This is a genomic window from Microbacterium festucae (assembly GCF_025421715.1).
Classification (GTDB): Bacteria; Actinomycetota; Actinomycetes; order Actinomycetales; family Microbacteriaceae; genus Microbacterium; species Microbacterium festucae.
The window spans coordinates 62,522-76,978 of sequence record NZ_JAOEFC010000003.1; the positions used below are offsets into that span (position 1 = coordinate 62,522).

General features: G+C 73.1%; 12 protein-coding genes. 3 read left to right on the forward strand and 9 right to left on the reverse strand.

The features are described from left to right. Positions 1-5: 5 nt before the first annotated feature. Positions 6-1,055 carry a c-type cytochrome biogenesis protein CcsB gene (gene ccsB / locus N3K63_RS10645; protein ID WP_261580153.1) on the forward strand — a complete coding sequence of 350 codons (1,050 nt, stop codon included), beginning with the start codon at positions 6-8 and terminating at the stop codon, positions 1,053-1,055. A gap of 403 nt (positions 1,056-1,458) precedes the next feature. On the opposite strand, the gene N3K63_RS10650 is transcribed toward ccsB, so the two are convergent. The 3 genes from N3K63_RS10650 to N3K63_RS10660 all read right to left on the reverse strand — a co-directional run bounded on the left by N3K63_RS10650 (position 1,459) and on the right by N3K63_RS10660 (position 7,926). Beyond that, positions 1,459-2,355: an endonuclease domain-containing protein gene (locus N3K63_RS10650; protein ID WP_261580154.1), complete on the reverse strand. Its 897-nt coding sequence runs from the start codon at positions 2,353-2,355 to the stop codon at positions 1,459-1,461. A 580-nt stretch (positions 2,356-2,935) separates the two neighbouring features. Continuing rightward, the gene (locus N3K63_RS10655) at positions 2,936-5,014 is read right to left on the reverse strand and encodes a YhgE/Pip family protein (RefSeq protein ID WP_261580155.1); all 2,079 of its coding nucleotides are present in this window, start codon (positions 5,012-5,014) and stop codon (positions 2,936-2,938) included. Continuing rightward, entirely contained in the window at positions 5,011-7,926 is a 2,916-nt protein-coding gene (locus N3K63_RS10660; protein WP_261580156.1) for an MMPL family transporter, read from the reverse strand. The genes N3K63_RS10655 and N3K63_RS10660 overlap by 4 nt, the downstream gene beginning before the upstream one ends. Positions 7,927-8,058: 132 nt before the next feature. Here N3K63_RS10660 and N3K63_RS10665 point away from each other — a divergent pair, with 132 nt between their 5' ends. Further along, the gene (locus N3K63_RS10665; protein WP_261580157.1) at positions 8,059-8,691 is read left to right on the forward strand and encodes a TetR/AcrR family transcriptional regulator; all 633 of its coding nucleotides are present in this window, start codon (positions 8,059-8,061) and stop codon (positions 8,689-8,691) included. A 91-nt stretch (positions 8,692-8,782) separates the two neighbouring features. On the opposite strand, the gene N3K63_RS10670 is transcribed toward N3K63_RS10665, so the two are convergent. The 5 genes from N3K63_RS10670 to N3K63_RS10690 form a co-directional block, all read right to left on the reverse strand. Beyond that, positions 8,783-9,529, reverse strand: a complete 747-nt coding sequence (locus tag N3K63_RS10670) for an aquaporin (RefSeq protein WP_261580158.1) — start codon at positions 9,527-9,529, stop codon at positions 8,783-8,785. Between the two features lie 10 nt (positions 9,530-9,539). Beyond that, positions 9,540-9,956, reverse strand: a complete 417-nt coding sequence (locus N3K63_RS10675; protein WP_261580159.1) for an arsenate reductase ArsC — start codon at positions 9,954-9,956, stop codon at positions 9,540-9,542. A gap of 49 nt (positions 9,957-10,005) precedes the next feature. After that, positions 10,006-10,911, reverse strand: a complete 906-nt coding sequence (locus tag N3K63_RS10680; RefSeq protein ID WP_261580160.1) for a metalloregulator ArsR/SmtB family transcription factor — start codon at positions 10,909-10,911, stop codon at positions 10,006-10,008. Positions 10,912-10,996: 85 nt separating this feature from the next. Then, positions 10,997-11,506 carry a GNAT family N-acetyltransferase gene (locus tag N3K63_RS10685; RefSeq protein WP_261580161.1) on the reverse strand — a complete coding sequence of 170 codons (510 nt, stop codon included), beginning with the start codon at positions 11,504-11,506 and terminating at the stop codon, positions 10,997-10,999. Continuing rightward, positions 11,503-12,822 (reverse strand): NAD(P)-binding domain-containing protein, encoded by a 1,320-nt coding sequence (locus N3K63_RS10690; RefSeq protein WP_261580162.1) that lies wholly within the window; start codon positions 12,820-12,822, stop codon positions 11,503-11,505. Before N3K63_RS10690 ends, N3K63_RS10685 begins: the two co-directional genes overlap by 4 nt. A gap of 84 nt (positions 12,823-12,906) precedes the next feature. On the opposite strand from N3K63_RS10690, the gene N3K63_RS10695 reads away from it, so the two are divergent. Beyond that, positions 12,907-13,260 carry an ArsR/SmtB family transcription factor gene (locus N3K63_RS10695; RefSeq protein ID WP_261580163.1) on the forward strand — a complete coding sequence of 118 codons (354 nt, stop codon included), beginning with the start codon at positions 12,907-12,909 and terminating at the stop codon, positions 13,258-13,260. Between the two features lie 112 nt (positions 13,261-13,372). Here N3K63_RS10695 and N3K63_RS10700 read toward each other — a convergent pair whose 3' ends face one another. Next, positions 13,373-14,353, reverse strand: a complete 981-nt coding sequence (locus N3K63_RS10700; RefSeq protein ID WP_261580572.1) for an o-succinylbenzoate synthase — start codon at positions 14,351-14,353, stop codon at positions 13,373-13,375. Positions 14,354-14,457 lie beyond the last annotated feature (104 nt).

Below are 14,457 nucleotides of genomic sequence, written 5' to 3' on the forward strand. Positions count from 1 at the left end.
CCCGCATGCCCGACACCGGCCTCTCGCTCGACGACATCTCCAAGCTGCTCGTATGGACGGCCGTCGCCATCTACACGCTGGCCTTCATGGCCTACGCGATCGATCTGGCCCGACGCTCCGACCAGGCCGCGAAGATGAAGGACGTCGCCACCGCCCGCACGCTCGTGGGCGTGGCATCCGGTGGCCGCTCGCAGACGATCGACGAGGTGCGCGCCGAGGAGGCCGACGCCCAGACGCAGCTGGAGGCGGGGCTCGGGTCGCGCCGGCGCTACCTGTGGGCGCGCATCGGCACGTCGCTGACCGTGCTCGGGTTCCTGTTCCACGTCGGCGGCGACGTGCTGCGCGGCATCGCCGCCGAGCGTGTGCCGTGGTCGAACATGTACGAGTTCGCCCTCACCGGCACCATGCTGATCGTCGCGGTGTACCTCGTGGTGCTCTTCCGCTACGACCTGCGCTTCCTCGGATCGTTCGTCACCGGGCTCACCATCGTGCTGCTGGGCGGGGCGATCCTCGCCTACTACGTCGAGGTCGTGCCGCTGGCCGATCCGCTCAAGAGCGTGTGGCTGGTCATCCACGTGTTCGTCGCGTCGCTGGCCACCGCCTTCCTCGCGCTGGCGTTCGCCCTGTCGGTGCTGCAGCTCATGCAGAGCCGCCGCGAGCGCCTGGCGATCGCGGCCCTCGACGCGGACGAGGGTGACAAGCCCCGCCGGCAGGGGCCGCGCTTCCTGCGCACCCTGCCCTCCGCCGACGCGCTCGAGTCGCTGGCCTACCGCTTCACGATCATCGGCTTCATCTTCTGGACGTTCACCCTCATCGCCGGGTCGATCTGGGCCAACGACGCGTGGGGTCGCTACTGGGGCTTCGACACCAAGGAAGTCTGGACCTTCGTCGTCTGGGTGCTCTACGCCGGCTACATCCACGCCCGCGCCACCCGCGGCTGGCGCGGCACCCGCTCGGCCTGGCTCTCGATCGTCGGCTTCTCGGCCGTGATGTTCAACTTCACGATCGTCAACCAGTTCTTCAAGGGCCTGCACGTCTACAGCGGCCTGAACTGAGGTTTCGGGGGCCTCGGGGGTTCTCGGGGGTTCTCGGGGTTCCGGGATCCTGGGGGTCCCGGTTCTTGCCGAGTGTCCAAGACACGCGGCATCCGTCGCGCGCGTACCGCGTGTCTTGGACACTCGGCGGGGTGTTGAGCGCCTGACGTCGGGTGAGCTGCGGGCAGCAGGGGTCTGACCGATCCGGCCGGCCTCTGCCGGGTCGCTGGGGCGGCGCCGCCTGCCGGCGCGTGCCCGGATGCCGAGTGTCCCGGTTCTTGCCGAGTGTCCCGGTTGATGCCGCGTGTCCCGGTTCTTGCCGAGTGTCCAAGACACGCGGCATTTGTCGCGCGCGTGCCGCGTGTCTTGGACACTCGGCCCGGTGGGGACGCGCGGAGCGCGACGGCGTGCCGAACGCGGAGGCTCAGGCGCGCCAGCCGTGGGCCGCCAGCGCGCGGCGCACGCGCGGGACGATCGTGCGGTGCGGGTCGTCGAGGTGGTGGGCGAGCACCCGCACTATCGCCCAGCCCTCGTTCTCGATCTCGGCCCAGCGGTCCGCGTCGCGGCGGAACTGGATGCCGTCGGCGTGCTGGCGCCCGTCGTACTCGATGCAGGTGCGCCAGCGCGGATAGGCGAGGTCGAGGCGCGCCACGAAGCGGCCGCCGGGCGTGCGCAGCGTCCAGTTGAGGTCGGGTTCGGGCAGCCCGCTGCGCACGAGGACCAGTCGCGTGCGGGTCTCCTGCGGCGATTCCGCGCCGGCGCGCGCTTCCTCGAGCGCGAGGGTCAGCGCGACCGCGCCGCGCTGACCCGGCCTGATCGCCGCGGCGAGCTCCTCGGCGGGCAGCCGCAGCGCGCCGAGCAGATGATCGGCGGCGATCACGAGGTCGTCCTGCCGCAGGCGCCAACCGAGCTGGGTCCAGACGGTCACGGCATCCGGCACGGGCATGCCGTCGATGAGGGTGAGGGCGGACGGGTCGAGTCGCAGGCGATGTCCCTGCACGCCGTGGGTGCGCGGCTCGCGGGTGGCGAGGATCGCGCCGACGTGCAGCGGCTCGTGGGTCGCCGACGCCGGCAGCGGGATGCCGTGGATCGCCGCGGCGGTCGAGTGCGTGAACACCTGTGTCGGGGTGAGGCGGGGCAGCAGCAGCCGCGCGCGTTCGACGATCGTCGTGTCCGCGGCATCCAGCGGCGCCCGCACCGCGTGGAACGGCGCGACGAGGTCGCGTGCCCGCAGCCTGCCCGCGGGCACCTCGAGCGCGCGGGCGTCGGCGGGCGTGAAAGCCACGCCGCGCAGGGCGACGGGAAGCGGAGTCGGGTGCATCCCGGCATCCCACCGCACGCGGCGCGCGGATTGTTCCCGGCATCCGCGATCTGTGGAGTGTTGCGCGAATCTCGGCGTGGGGGAGGAAGCTGCGGCCCCCACGCGAGGGCGGGACGATGCCGCACGCACCCCCGCGAGTGCGAGTGTCCAAGACACGCGGCTCGGGGCGAGTGGATGCCGCGTGTCCTGGACACTCGGCAGGCGCAAGCGCAGGCGCAGGCCCAGGGGCAGGGATATTGGGGCGGGGCCGGGCCGTGCACCCCCGCGAGTGTCCAAGACACGCGGCTCGGGGCGAGTGGATGCCGCGTGTCTTGGACACTCGACAGGGACAGGGGCAGGGACAGGGGCAGGGGCAGGAGCAGGCGCGCGAGCAGGGTATGGGGTGGGGCCGGGCCGTGCACCCCCGCGAGTGTCCAAGACACGCGGGTGGGGGCGAGAGGATGCCGCGTGTCTTGGACACTCGGCAGGACGGCGACCCGCCGGCGCCAACACCCACACGGCACCCGCGGGCCAGACGGGAACGGGGGAGGGGGCGGGATGCCGTGGCATCCCGCCCCCTCCGGAGCGCAGCGCGCGCGGGTCAGGCCAGGGCGGGCGAGGCCTTGAGCAGGGCGGCGGCGCTGGTCGTGCGGCGGCGGGCGACGGCGATCACCGTGACCACGAACGCGAGCGCGCCCCACACGATCATGCCGATCAGGCCCGCGGCCACGCCGGTGGCGGGGGTGAGGGCGGCGAGCATCGCGTTGTAGGCGGGGGTGGTCGGCATGAGGCCGGCGACGGATGCCAGCACTCCCGGCGCGGTCGAGACGATGCCCGTGGCGACGGCGAGCACACCCACCAGGGCGGCCAGCCACCGGCCCGCGCCGCCGAACACGGCGACCAGGGCCTGGTTCACGGCGGCGAACACCATGCCGGCGACCACGCACAGGGCGGCGAAGACCCACCAGGTGCCCGCGTCGTATCCGGCGGCGATCTGCACGATGCCGGCCACCAGGGCGCCCTGGGCCGCACCGATGCCGGCGGCGGGCAGGAGGCTGCGCGCGGCCAGCGCGATCGACGGGCGGCGCGAGGTGAGCGCCCCGCGGGGCACCGCCTGCAGCGCGACGAACGAGGCCAGGCCGCCGAACCACAGGGCGAGCATCGTCAGGAGCGGGATGGCGGAGGCGCCGAAGAAGTCGGATCCGATGCCCTCGGCGGCCACCGGGTCGGCGACCACGCCGGCGAGGTCCGTGGCCTCGGCGTCGGTGTAAGAGGGCACCTGGTCGACGGCCTGCGACAGCCCGTCGGCCAGCGACCCGGTGCCGTCGGCGACCTGCGCGACGCCGTCGGAGAGCTGCGTCGCGCCGTCGGCGAGCTGGGTGGCGCCGTCGGAGAGCTGCGTGGCGCCGGTCGCGATGCCCGAGGCTCCGGTCTGCAGCTGCCCCGCCCCGTCGGCCAGGCGATCGGCGCCGGTGGCCGACTGGTCGATGCCGCCGGCGAGCTGGCCGAGGCCGCCGGCCAGCGTGCCCACGCCCGCGCCGAGCGCGTCGAGCTGCCCGGCGATCTGCTCGGTGGCCTGCGTGTCGAACTGCGTGAGTCCGCCCTGCAGGCCCTGGGCGAGCGCCTGGGTGCCCTGCGTCGCGGCGACGAGACCGCCGGCGCCCTGCATGTCGGTCACGTCGACCGCGGCGGTGAGCTGGTCGCAGTAGGCCGGGGCGGCACCGGATGCCACGCAGCCGTCGGACAGCAGCTTCAGGCCCGCGAGGTACTGCGTCGTGCCCGACGCGGCGGCGGCCGCGGTGGTCGCGGTGCGGTCGGCGACGTCGGACAGTTCGGCGGGAACGAGCCCGGTGGCGCGCAGCTGCGCGGCGCCGCCGGTCGCGCCGTCGGCGATCTGCTGGGCGCCCGCGGCGGCTTCGCGGGTCTTGCCGGCGATCGTGCCGAGGCCCCCCGCGAGCTGGGTGGCGCCGTCGCCCAGTCCGCCGACGCCGTCGGCGATCTGCGTGGCGCCGTCGCCGAGCTGCGACGCCCCCGACGCGAGCTGGGTCGCGCCGTCGGGCAGCTGCGCGGCGCCGTCGGCGGCCTGTGCGGCGCCGTCGGCGAGCTGGTGGGCGCCGTCGGCGGCCTCGCCCAGCTGGTCGCCGAGCGTGGTGAAGCCGAGGAAGACGTTCTCGAGGTAGACCTCCGACAGCTGCCGGCCCATGAGCGCGGCGGCGGCCTGGGTGACCTGGGCGGTGATGGCGTCGTCGACGATGAGGCTGTCGGGCGAGGTCGAGACCTCGATGGTCGCGCGCTCGGGCGTCGATCCGGGCGCCGTGGAGGTCGCGGCGGCCGAGAAGTTCTCGGGGATGGTGACGACGGCGTTGTAGGTGCCGTCGGCCAGTCCCTCGGCCGCGTCGTCGGCGTTGGAGATGGTCCAGGTGAGGTTGCTGGGCACCTCGTCGGACCCCTCGACCAGGCCGGCGGTGAGCTGGCGGCCCAGCGGCGCGGTCTGCCCGTTGATGGTGACCGGCTCGTCGTCGTTGACGACGGCGACGCTCATCGCGTCGAGACGCTCGGTGGGGTTGTACAGCGCGGCGATGAGGATGCCGCCGATGACGACGGGCAGCAGCAGCACGCCGACCAGGGTCAGCCAGGTGACGGGCTTGCGGGAGCGGGCGCGTTCGATGGGGAGGGTCATGAGGAGATCACCTGCGAGTCGATGGAAGTCTCGGTGGGTCGGGTGCGCAGCGCCAGCGAGGTGATGCCCGGGCGGTGCGCGTCGGAGAGGATGTCGAGGGCGGGGCCTTCGCGGCGGGCCGACACGACGAGGGACAGCGGCACCGCGGCATCCCCGCGGCGCGTGCGTGGCGACGCGGCCGCGTCGCGCAGGATGGCGGCGGCCTGGTCGCGCTCGGCGCCGGTGAGGGTGTCGAGCCCGTCGATCACGGCGAGACGGGTGCGCCCGCCCACCGCGCGGCGCAGTTCGCCGAGGGGGTCGGCGGCACCGTCGAGCAGAGCGACGCCGACGTGGGCGCGCACCCAGGCGGCGCGACCGGGCAGCAGGTGCCCGCCCACGCGCAGGCGCCCCGCGCTCGGGTCGACGCGACCGGCGACGGCGAGCACGAACGCCCGCCCGGCGCGGGGATCTGCCGCCGTGACCAGCAGCGTGCCGCCGTGGTCGATGCGGAAGTCGGCATCCGAGAACAGTGTGATGTCGCCGGTGCGCGACCCGCCTTCGGCCGCGACGCCGACGCCCTCGCCCACGAGGGGTCCGGTGTAGCCCGGCTCGGGCCACTCGGCGAGCTTCAGCTCGCGCTCGACGGCCTCGCCCTCGATGTCGAAGTGCGGCAGCACCCGGTCGAGCCAGCGCGGCATCCACCACGCCTTCTCGCCCAGCAGCGCCATGACCGCCGGCACCAGCGTCATGCGCACGAGGAACGCGTCGACGGCGATGCCGACCGCGAGTCCCAGCGCGATCGGTTTGATCGAACTGTCGCCCTCGGGCACGAACGCGGCGAAGACGGCGAACATGATGACGGCGGCGGCGGTGACGACGCGGGCGGATGCCGTGAAGCCGCTGCGCACGGCGGCGATGGCGGTGGCGCGGTCGGCGCGGCCGCCGCGGGCGCGGCTGCTGTGCACGTAGTCCTCGCGCATGCGCGAGACGAGGAACACCTCGTAGTCCATGGCCAGGCCGAACAGCACGCCCATGAGGATGATCGGCATGAAGCTGATGACCGGCCCGGTGCGGGTGACGTGCAGCGCCTCGGCGAACCAGCCCCACTCGAACACCGCAGCCACCACGCCGAAGGCGGCGAGGATCGACAGCAGGTAGCCGAGCGTGGCCTTCAGCGGCACCCAGATCGAGCGGAACACGATCATCAGCAGGACGAACGAGAGCCCGACCACGAACAGGCCGAAGGGGAGCAGGGCGGCGCCCAGCCGGTCGGAGATGTCGATGCCGACGGCGGTGAAGCCGGTGACCTTGAGGTCGACGCCGTACTTCTCCTGCCACTCGTCGTGGTGCGAACGCAGCTCGCGCACGAGGTCGGCGGTGGCGGGGTCGTCGGGCGCGGTCTCGGGGATGATCTGGATGAGCCCGGTGTCGGCGGTCTCGTTGGGGGTCGCCAGGGCGACCTCCTTGACGCCGGGGATGTCTTCGACCTCGGCCTTGAGATCTGCCATGAGGCCGAGCGGGTCGGTCGAGGTGACGATGGTGCCCGCCATCACGAGCGGTCCGTTGGAGCCGGGGCCGAAGTACTCGGCGTTCAGGTCGTAGGCCTGGCGGGCTTCGCTGGAGGTGGGCTGCACGCCCGCGTTGGGCAGGGCCAGGTGCAGGCTCGCGGCGGGGATCGCCATCACGCCGAGGGTCACGATCACCGCGATGGTGGTGACGATCGGATGCCGAGTGACGAGCATCACCCAGCGGTTGGGGCGCTTCGCCGCGGCCGCCGGTGCGGCCACGGCATCCGCGTCGGTGTCCGTCGCTGCGGCATCCGTCGCGACGGCCTCGGTGCCGGTGCTGTCGGCGGCGGGGGCGGCGCCGCGACGGGGCGTGCGCACCCCGCGGCGCAGCATCCCGTAGCCCCAGCCGACGACGCGGCCCTTCGAGAAGCCGAGGAGGGCGGGGGTGAGGGTGACGGCCACGAGCACGGCGATGGCGACGGCGACGGCCGCGGCGATGCCCATCGTGGTGAGGAAGGGGATGCCGGCGAAGCTCAGCCCGATGAGGGCGATGAGCACGGTGACGCCGGCGAAGACGACCGCCGAGCCGGCGGTGCCGGTGGCGCGGGCGGCCGATTCCTCGGGGTCCATGCCGGTGCGCACCTGGTCTTGATGTCGCGCGACGATGAACAGCGCGTAGTCGATGCCGACGGCGAGGCCGAGCATGATCGCGAGCATCGGGGTGGTCGAGGAGATGGTGGCGAACGCCGTCGACACGTAGATGAGGGCGATCGCGAGGCCCACGCCGATGAGTGCGCTCACGAGCGGGAACCAGGCCACGGCGAACGAGCGGAACGTGATGATCAGCACGAACAGGGCGATGAGCACGCCCACCGCCTCGATGATCGACAGCGCCGGGATCGAGGTGGAGAACAGGTCGCCGCCCAGCGCCGAGCGGGTGCCCTCGGGCGCTGCGGCGCGGAAGTCGTCGGCGGCGGCGGTGACCGCGTCGATGGTCTCGTCGGAGACGCTCGTGGCCTGCCCGTCGAACTGCAGCTGCACGATGGCGGCCTGGCCGTCGTCGGAGATGAGACCCTGCACCATCTCGTTGTAGGGGTCGGTGACGGCGGTGACGCCTTCGATGTCGCCCAGGGTGCTCGCGACGGCCTCGATGTCGCCGCGCAGCGGCTCGTCTTCGACCGAGGTGCCCTCAGGGGCGACGACCACCAGCTGCGCGCTGGCGCCGCTGGCCTGCGGGAAGGTGCGGTCGAGCAGCTGGATGCCCTCCTGCGCCTCGGTGCCCGGGATCGAGAACGAGTTGTCGGTGCTGCCGGCGAAGAGCGCGACACTGCCGCCGGCGATGCCCAGGAGCACGAGCCACGAGACCAGCACGCGCCAGGAGTGGCGGTAGGACCAACGGCCGAGGGAGTACAGGAGTGTGGACACGGGCGCTCCGGGGTGGGTGGGTCACGGACGATCGATACAGCGCTGTATCCAATACATAGATGTATCCTAAGGGCGTCACGCCGTGCAAGTCTGGGCAGTGGGTGTGAACATGGGCAGCAGGAAGGAGCCGCGATGACGGAGACAGCCACCCGCGCCGGGTCGCGCCGCCGCGAACAGACGCGCGCCCGCCTGCTCGACGCCGCGCACGAGGTGTTCGCCGAGGTCGGCATGGATGCCGCGTCGGTGGAGACGATCTGCGAACGTGCGGGCTTCACCCGCGGCGCGTTCTATTCGAACTTCGAGTCGAAGGACGAACTGTTCATCGCGCTCGTGAGCCAGCTCACCGAGGCCAAGCTCGAAGAGGTCGCCGTGCGCGTGCGCGACCTCGGCCCCCGCGACAACGTCGACCCCGCCCTGCTCGTGCACGAGGTGATCGGCCGCGGCGTCGGAGCCGACCTCGAGCCGCACCTCATCAGCGAACTGCGCACCCAGGCCCTGCGCGACGCGCGTCTGGCCGCCGCCTACCTCGGCTGGCAGGATGCCATGGCCGGCCGGGTCGGCGAGATCATCCGCCTGGTGGTCGACGCCTACGGCCTGCGGATGCGCCTGCCGCTGGACGAGGCCGCGCGCCTCCTCGTCGACGTGGCCGACGACACGTGCACGCGCGCGCTGCTCGAGGGCGCCGACGCCGACGAGGTCACCGTGCAGCTCAATGCCCGCATGGAGCGCGTCGCGGCGCTGCTGTTCGACCCGCCCGCGGCCTGACCGCGGGTCGCGACCCGGGGTGGCGTCAGTCGCGGCATCGCGACCCGGGGCCGACCATGACGGCATCCGAACGCCGGCGGATGCCGCGGCGTCAGGGCGTCTCGAGGGCGTCGATGCGCCGCGGCTCGGGGATGCGCCCCGGCTCGGGGAACAGCAGGAGCGCGAGCCCGACCGCGACGGCGGCGCCCACGAGCTGCGCGCCGATGAACGGGACGGCGGAGGCGGGCGCGATGCCGGCGAAGGTGTCGGTGAAGATGCGCCCGACGGTGACGGCGGGGTTGGCGAAAGAGGTCGAGCTGGTGAACCAGTAGGCCGCGCCGATGTAACCGCCGACGGCGGCGGCGATCACCGGCACGCTGCGGTGCGCGCGGGTGAGCCCGATGATCAGCAGCACCAGGCCCGCGGTGGCCACGACCTCGGCGAGGAAGGTCGCCGGGGTGGCCCGCTCGGTGCGGGAGATCGCGGAGGGGACGGCGAACATGGCGTCGGCCAGCACCGCGCCGCCGACCGCGCCGATGAGCTGGGCTGCGACGTAGACCAGCAGTGCCGTGGGCGCGAGGCCGGTGCGGTCGCGGCGGCCCAGCACGGCGTCGGCGAGCGAGACGACCGGGTTGAAGTGCGCACCCGAGACGGGTGCGAGCAGCAGGATCAGCGCCCCGAGTCCCAGTGCGGTCGCGGCGGAGTTCTCGAGCAGTTGCAGCCCGGCATCCGTCGACAGCCGCGACGCGGCGATGCCCGAGCCGACGACGACGGTGACCAGCAGGCCCGTGCCGAGCAACTCGGCCAGCGCCCGTCGCCACAGGGGCGTGCGGGTGAGGGCGGGGGAGTCGACGGTCACCGCGGGCCGGTCACGACCGGTCGCCGGCGGGCGCCAGCTCGCCGATGAGAGCCTCGACCCGACGGCGGATGTCGTCGCGGATGCGCCGCACGGTGTCGGCATCCTGACCGGCGGGGTCATCGAGCTGCCAGTCCTCGTAGCGCTTGCCGGGGAAGATCGGGCACGCGTCGCCGCAGCCCATCGTGATCACCACGTCGGACTCCTTGACCGCGTCGACGGTGAGCAGCTTCGGGGTGTTCGCGGCGATGTCGATGCCTTCTTCGGCCATCGCCTGCACCGCGACCGGGTTGATCCGGTCTTTCGGCTCGGAGCCCGCCGACAGCACCTCGATGCGGTCGCCGGCGAGGTGCTGCAGGTAGCCGGCGGCCATCTGCGAGCGTCCGGCGTTGTGGACGCAGACGAACAGGACGGTGGGCGTGTCGCTCATGGTGGTCTCGTTTCCGTGGTCGACAAAAGCATAGATGAAGATCTATGGGTCACGACGCGACGGATGCCGCATCGCCGGGGAACAGTTCGTCGAGGAGCGCACGCACGCGACCGTCGATGTCATCGCGGATGCCGCGGACCACGCTGAGCGGCTTGTCGAGCGGGTCTTCGAGATCCCAATCGAGGTAGCGCCGGCCCGGATAGACGGGGCACGCGTCACCGCATCCCATCGTCACCACGACGTCGGCGGCCCTCACGGTGTCGTCGGTGAGGGGCTTGGGGAACTCGGCTCCGACGGCGACGCCGATCTCGTCGAGGGCGGCGAGGATCGCCGGGCGCACCTCGGTCGCCGGCGCCGACCCGGCACTGCGGACGATCACGCGGTCGCCGGCGAGCCGGCGCAGGATCGCTGCCGCGAGCTGAGAGCGCCCCGCGTTCTGCACGCAGACGAACAGCACGGTCGGCACCTCGGAGGCGGGGTGGGCGGTGCGCTGCAGGTCGTCGAGGCGGGTCGCGGCGAAGGTCGCGGTGCGGGAGGCGAGCAGTGGTGCCGTCCCGGCGGCGGCGAGCAGGTCGCGCGACTCGGCGACGCAGCGGGCGACCGTCTCGCGGCTGACGGTGCCGCGATAGCGCGCGGCGAGATCGTCGACCACGCGTCGCCAGTCGGGCTCGTCGACCGTGGCCGGGGCCGTGCCCAGCAACGCACGGATGCGGCTCTGACGGTCGGGGTGGAGCGAGTACCAGGTGCGGCGCCCCTCGCGCTGGCGCACCACGAGACCCTCAGCGTGCAGGGCTGCCATGTGGTGGCTGACCGTGGGTTGGCGGAGGTCGAGGTGCTCGGCCATCTTCCCGACCAGCGCGCGCCCGTCGGGGGCGTCGTCGATGAGGCGCAGGATCCTCGTGCGCGTGGGGTCGGCCATCACGCCGAGTCCGGCGCCCCGCGCCTGCGAAGTCATAGACGCGAGTCTATGTCTCGGGGTCGACGGGGTGGTCGTGCGGCGGCGGGCGCGGGGTGGGCGCGGGGTGGGGCGGGCGGGCGGGTCAGCGTCCCGCGAGGCCGCTGCGCCGTTCGACCAGGATCGTGTCGCGCCACCGCCCTGCGTGCGGACCCCGCGTCGACTGTGCGATCCGCTCCCGCCGCCCGACCACGCGGAAGCCCGCCGACTCGTGCAGGCGGAGGCTCGCGACGTTCTCGGGGAAGATGCTCGACTGGATCGTCCAATACCCCGCGCCGTCGGCCGCGGCGATGAGCGCGACCAGCAGCGTCCGACCGATGCCTTGGCCGTGATGCGACGGGTCGACGTAGACGGAATGCTCGATGACGCCGCGATACGCCGAGCGGGTCGACACGGGGGAGGCCGCCGCCCAGCCGCGTACGGCGCCGGTGTCGTCTGCGGCCACCAGCCGGAGATCTGCCGCCTTGCCGGCGTCGAACTGCTCCCAGGTCGGCGTGCTCGTCTCGAACGTCGCCTCGCCCCCGGCGATCCCGGCGGCGAAGATCTCCTCGACCCGGGGCCAGTCGGCTGCGGTGAGGGGCCGGATGCGCGTCATGAGCAGCACGCGCCCGTGCCGACCGGGTCGACTGAGCACACTCCGGTCGCCGGCAGGGTCAGCTGCACCCGCGTCGCGGCGCTCATGTCACCGTCCAGCCACGCCACCACGGAGCGCACCTGCTCGTAACCGGTCGCCAGCAGGAACGTCGGGGCGCGGCCGTACGACTTCATGCCGACGACGAACAGCCCCGGTTCCGGGTGCCGGAGTTCATCGAAGCCGTGCGGGGCCACGGTGCCGCAGGAGTGGAGGTTCGGGTCGATCAGCGGTGCCAGGCGCACCGGCGCCTCCACGATCTCGTCCACCCCGAGGCGCACCTCCCGCAGCATCTCGAGATCGGGACGGAAGCCGGTGGCATTGACCACGAGATCGGTGTCGTGGGCGGCCGGTTCGCCGCGCCGCCGTCCGATCAGCTGCGCTCTGCCGTCGCGACGCCGCACGTCGGAGATCTCGAACGAGTCGATCCGTTCGATCGAGCCGGCGGCGACCAGCTGATCGACGCGAGACCCGAGCCGGGCCCGGTCGGCGAGCTCGTCGTCGGCAGAGGACGACACGCGCGCGGCCGCCGCGTTGCGGATGAGCCAGCTGACCCGGGTGCCCGGGACCGCTTCGGCGAGCTCGGTCAGTGCGATGAGGGTGTTGGCGGCCGAGTGTCCGGCACCGACCACGGTGGTGTGGCGCCCCGCGAACCGCGCCCGGTCGGCGCCGCGCACATCGGGGAGGGCCTGCACGATCAGCCCGTCGAGGTCGGCGACTCCGAGCGGGTCGAGGCCGGAGGAGGTGAGCGGGTTCGGGGAGGTGTACGTGCCGGATGCGTCGATCACCGCGCGCGCGGTGATGTCGTCGCGCCGACCGCCGGCGGTCTCGATCCGCAGCAGAAAAGGGGCCTCGGCCCGCCCCGCGGTGCGGGTGCGATCCATGCCCTCCCGTGAGACGGCGACCACGCGGGTGCCGAACGCGATATGCGGTGTGATCGCGGCCAGGCCCGCCAGCGGCGTGAGGTATTCGTCGACGAGCTCGTGCCCCGTCGGCGCCCGCCCCTCGTCGAGCGGAGGATGCCAGTCGGCCGCAGCGAGCAGGCGGCGGGAGGCGGGGTCGATGAGATGGCGCCACGGGGAGAAGAGCCGCGTGTGTCCCCAGCGGCGCACCGACGACGCCACGGCGTCGCCGGCTTCCAGCACGGTGAACTCGATGCCGCGCTCGACGAGGTTCGCCGCCGCGGCGAGGCCGATGGGCCCCGCTCCGATGATGACCACCGGCAGCGTCGCGAGACGGTCGGTGAGCGCCGCGCGCGGGGTGAGGTCGATCAGTGTCATGAGGTCCTCCGCAGGATATCGACGAACATCGATGTCAGTATGGGCGGTCTATCGATCACTGTCAATATCGACTAGTATCGATGCATGGTCACGATGCTCGAGGTCGCCGACGTCTCCGCGAGGCCTGTCGCCTGCTGTGCACCGCTGGTGCGCGAGCCGCTCGGGCACGACGACGCGGAGCGGCTCGCCGCCACGCTGAAAGCGCTCGCCGATCCCGCTCGGCTGCGACTGCTGTCGATCGTCGCCGCCTCCGAGGGGCAGGAGGCGTGCGTCTGCGACCTCATCGCCCCCATCGGGCTCTCGCAGCCGACGGTGTCGCACCATCTGAAGGTGCTGACCGAGGCGGGGTTCCTCTCCCGGTCCAAGCGCGGCACCTGGGCGTACTACCGGCTGCAGCCCGAGGCGCTCACCGGGGTCGCGGGCGTGCTCGCCGGCTGACCGGGCGCTGGGGCCGTCGACGGCGCGCGATCTCGTTCCGGGTGCGATCTCGGTCCGGGTGCGATCTCGTTCCGGGTGCGATCTCGATCCGGGGTGCGGTCTCGTTCCGGGTTCAGGGGAGGAGGGCGTGGCAGCGGCGCAGGCGCTCTAGCCACCACTGCTCCCGCTCGGGGGCGGCGCGGTGCGCATCGAGCAGCGCCGCATCGGCGGCGGGGCGCTCGAGGGGGAGCACGCCGCCGCGCGGCCGCAGCGGCGCCGCGGTCACGTCGGCGGCCAGCAGGGAGGCCGTGCCCAGCCCGCAGTCGTAGTCGAGGCGGGGGAGGGCAGCGGCCAGCGCGACGCCCATCGACAGTCCGATGCTGGTGTCGAGGGCGCTCGAGACGACGGCGGGAAGGCCCGCCTCGGCGACGATCTCCAGCGCGCGGCGGATCCCCCCCAACGGCTGCGCCTTGATGACGAGCAGGTCGGCGGCCCCGGCGCGCGCGACGGCGAGCGGATCAGCGGCCTTGCGCACCGACTCGTCGGCGGCGATCGGGATGTCCCAGTCGGCCAGGCGCTCGCGCAGGTCGGCGAGCTCGTCGATCGTCGCACACGGCTGCTCGGCGTACTCCAGATCGAACTCCGACAGCGCGTGGAGGGCGCGCTCGGCCTCGTCGACGTTCCAGCCGCCGTTGGCGTCGACGCGCACCCGACCCTCGGGGCCCATCTCGCGGCGCACCGCCCGCACCCGCTCGACGTCGTCGGCGAGCGACTGCCCGCGTTCGGCGACCTTCACCTTGGCCGTGCGGCATCCGTCGAACAGGGCGAGCACGGCGGGCACATCGGCGGCGGCGACGGCGGGCACGGTCGCGTTGACCGGCACCGCGTCGCGGTGCGGCGCCGGCACGGCATCCCACCCGTACTCGATGGCGGCGGCGAGCCAGGTGGACGCCTCGGCATCCTCGTATTCGACGAACGGCGAGAACTCGGTCCAGCCGCGGGGGCCCTCGAAGAGCACGGCTTCGCGCACGTCGACCCCGCGGAAGCGGGTGGTGAGCGGCAGCGCCACCACCCGCGCGGTGGCGAGGATGTCGGCGAGCGGGGGGATGTCGATCGGTGCGGCGCTGCTCACTCACCCATCCTGCCTGCCCGCACCGCGATGCGCCATCGACGATGAGTCGCGATGGCGCACCATCCGTCGGATCGGTGGGGCTGCTG

Coding starts and splice junctions, on each gene's coding strand:
- ccsB (WP_261580153.1), top strand. CDS start 6: ATGCCCGACACCGGCCTCTCGCTCGACGACATCTCCAAGCTGCTCGTA.
- N3K63_RS10650 (WP_261580154.1), bottom strand. CDS start 2,355: ATGCACCCGACTCCGCTTCCCGTCGCCCTGCGCGGCGTGGCTTTCACG.
- N3K63_RS10655 (WP_261580155.1), bottom strand. CDS start 5,014: ATGACCCTCCCCATCGAACGCGCCCGCTCCCGCAAGCCCGTCACCTGG.
- N3K63_RS10665 (WP_261580157.1), top strand. CDS start 8,059: ATGACGGAGACAGCCACCCGCGCCGGGTCGCGCCGCCGCGAACAGACG.
- N3K63_RS10675 (WP_261580159.1), bottom strand. CDS start 9,956: ATGAGCGACACGCCCACCGTCCTGTTCGTCTGCGTCCACAACGCCGGA.
- N3K63_RS10680 (WP_261580160.1), bottom strand. CDS start 10,911: ATGACTTCGCAGGCGCGGGGCGCCGGACTCGGCGTGATGGCCGACCCC.
- N3K63_RS10685 (WP_261580161.1), bottom strand. CDS start 11,506: ATGACGCGCATCCGGCCCCTCACCGCAGCCGACTGGCCCCGGGTCGAG.
- N3K63_RS10690 (WP_261580162.1), bottom strand. CDS start 12,822: ATGACACTGATCGACCTCACCCCGCGCGCGGCGCTCACCGACCGTCTC.
- N3K63_RS10695 (WP_261580163.1), top strand. CDS start 12,907: ATGGTCACGATGCTCGAGGTCGCCGACGTCTCCGCGAGGCCTGTCGCC.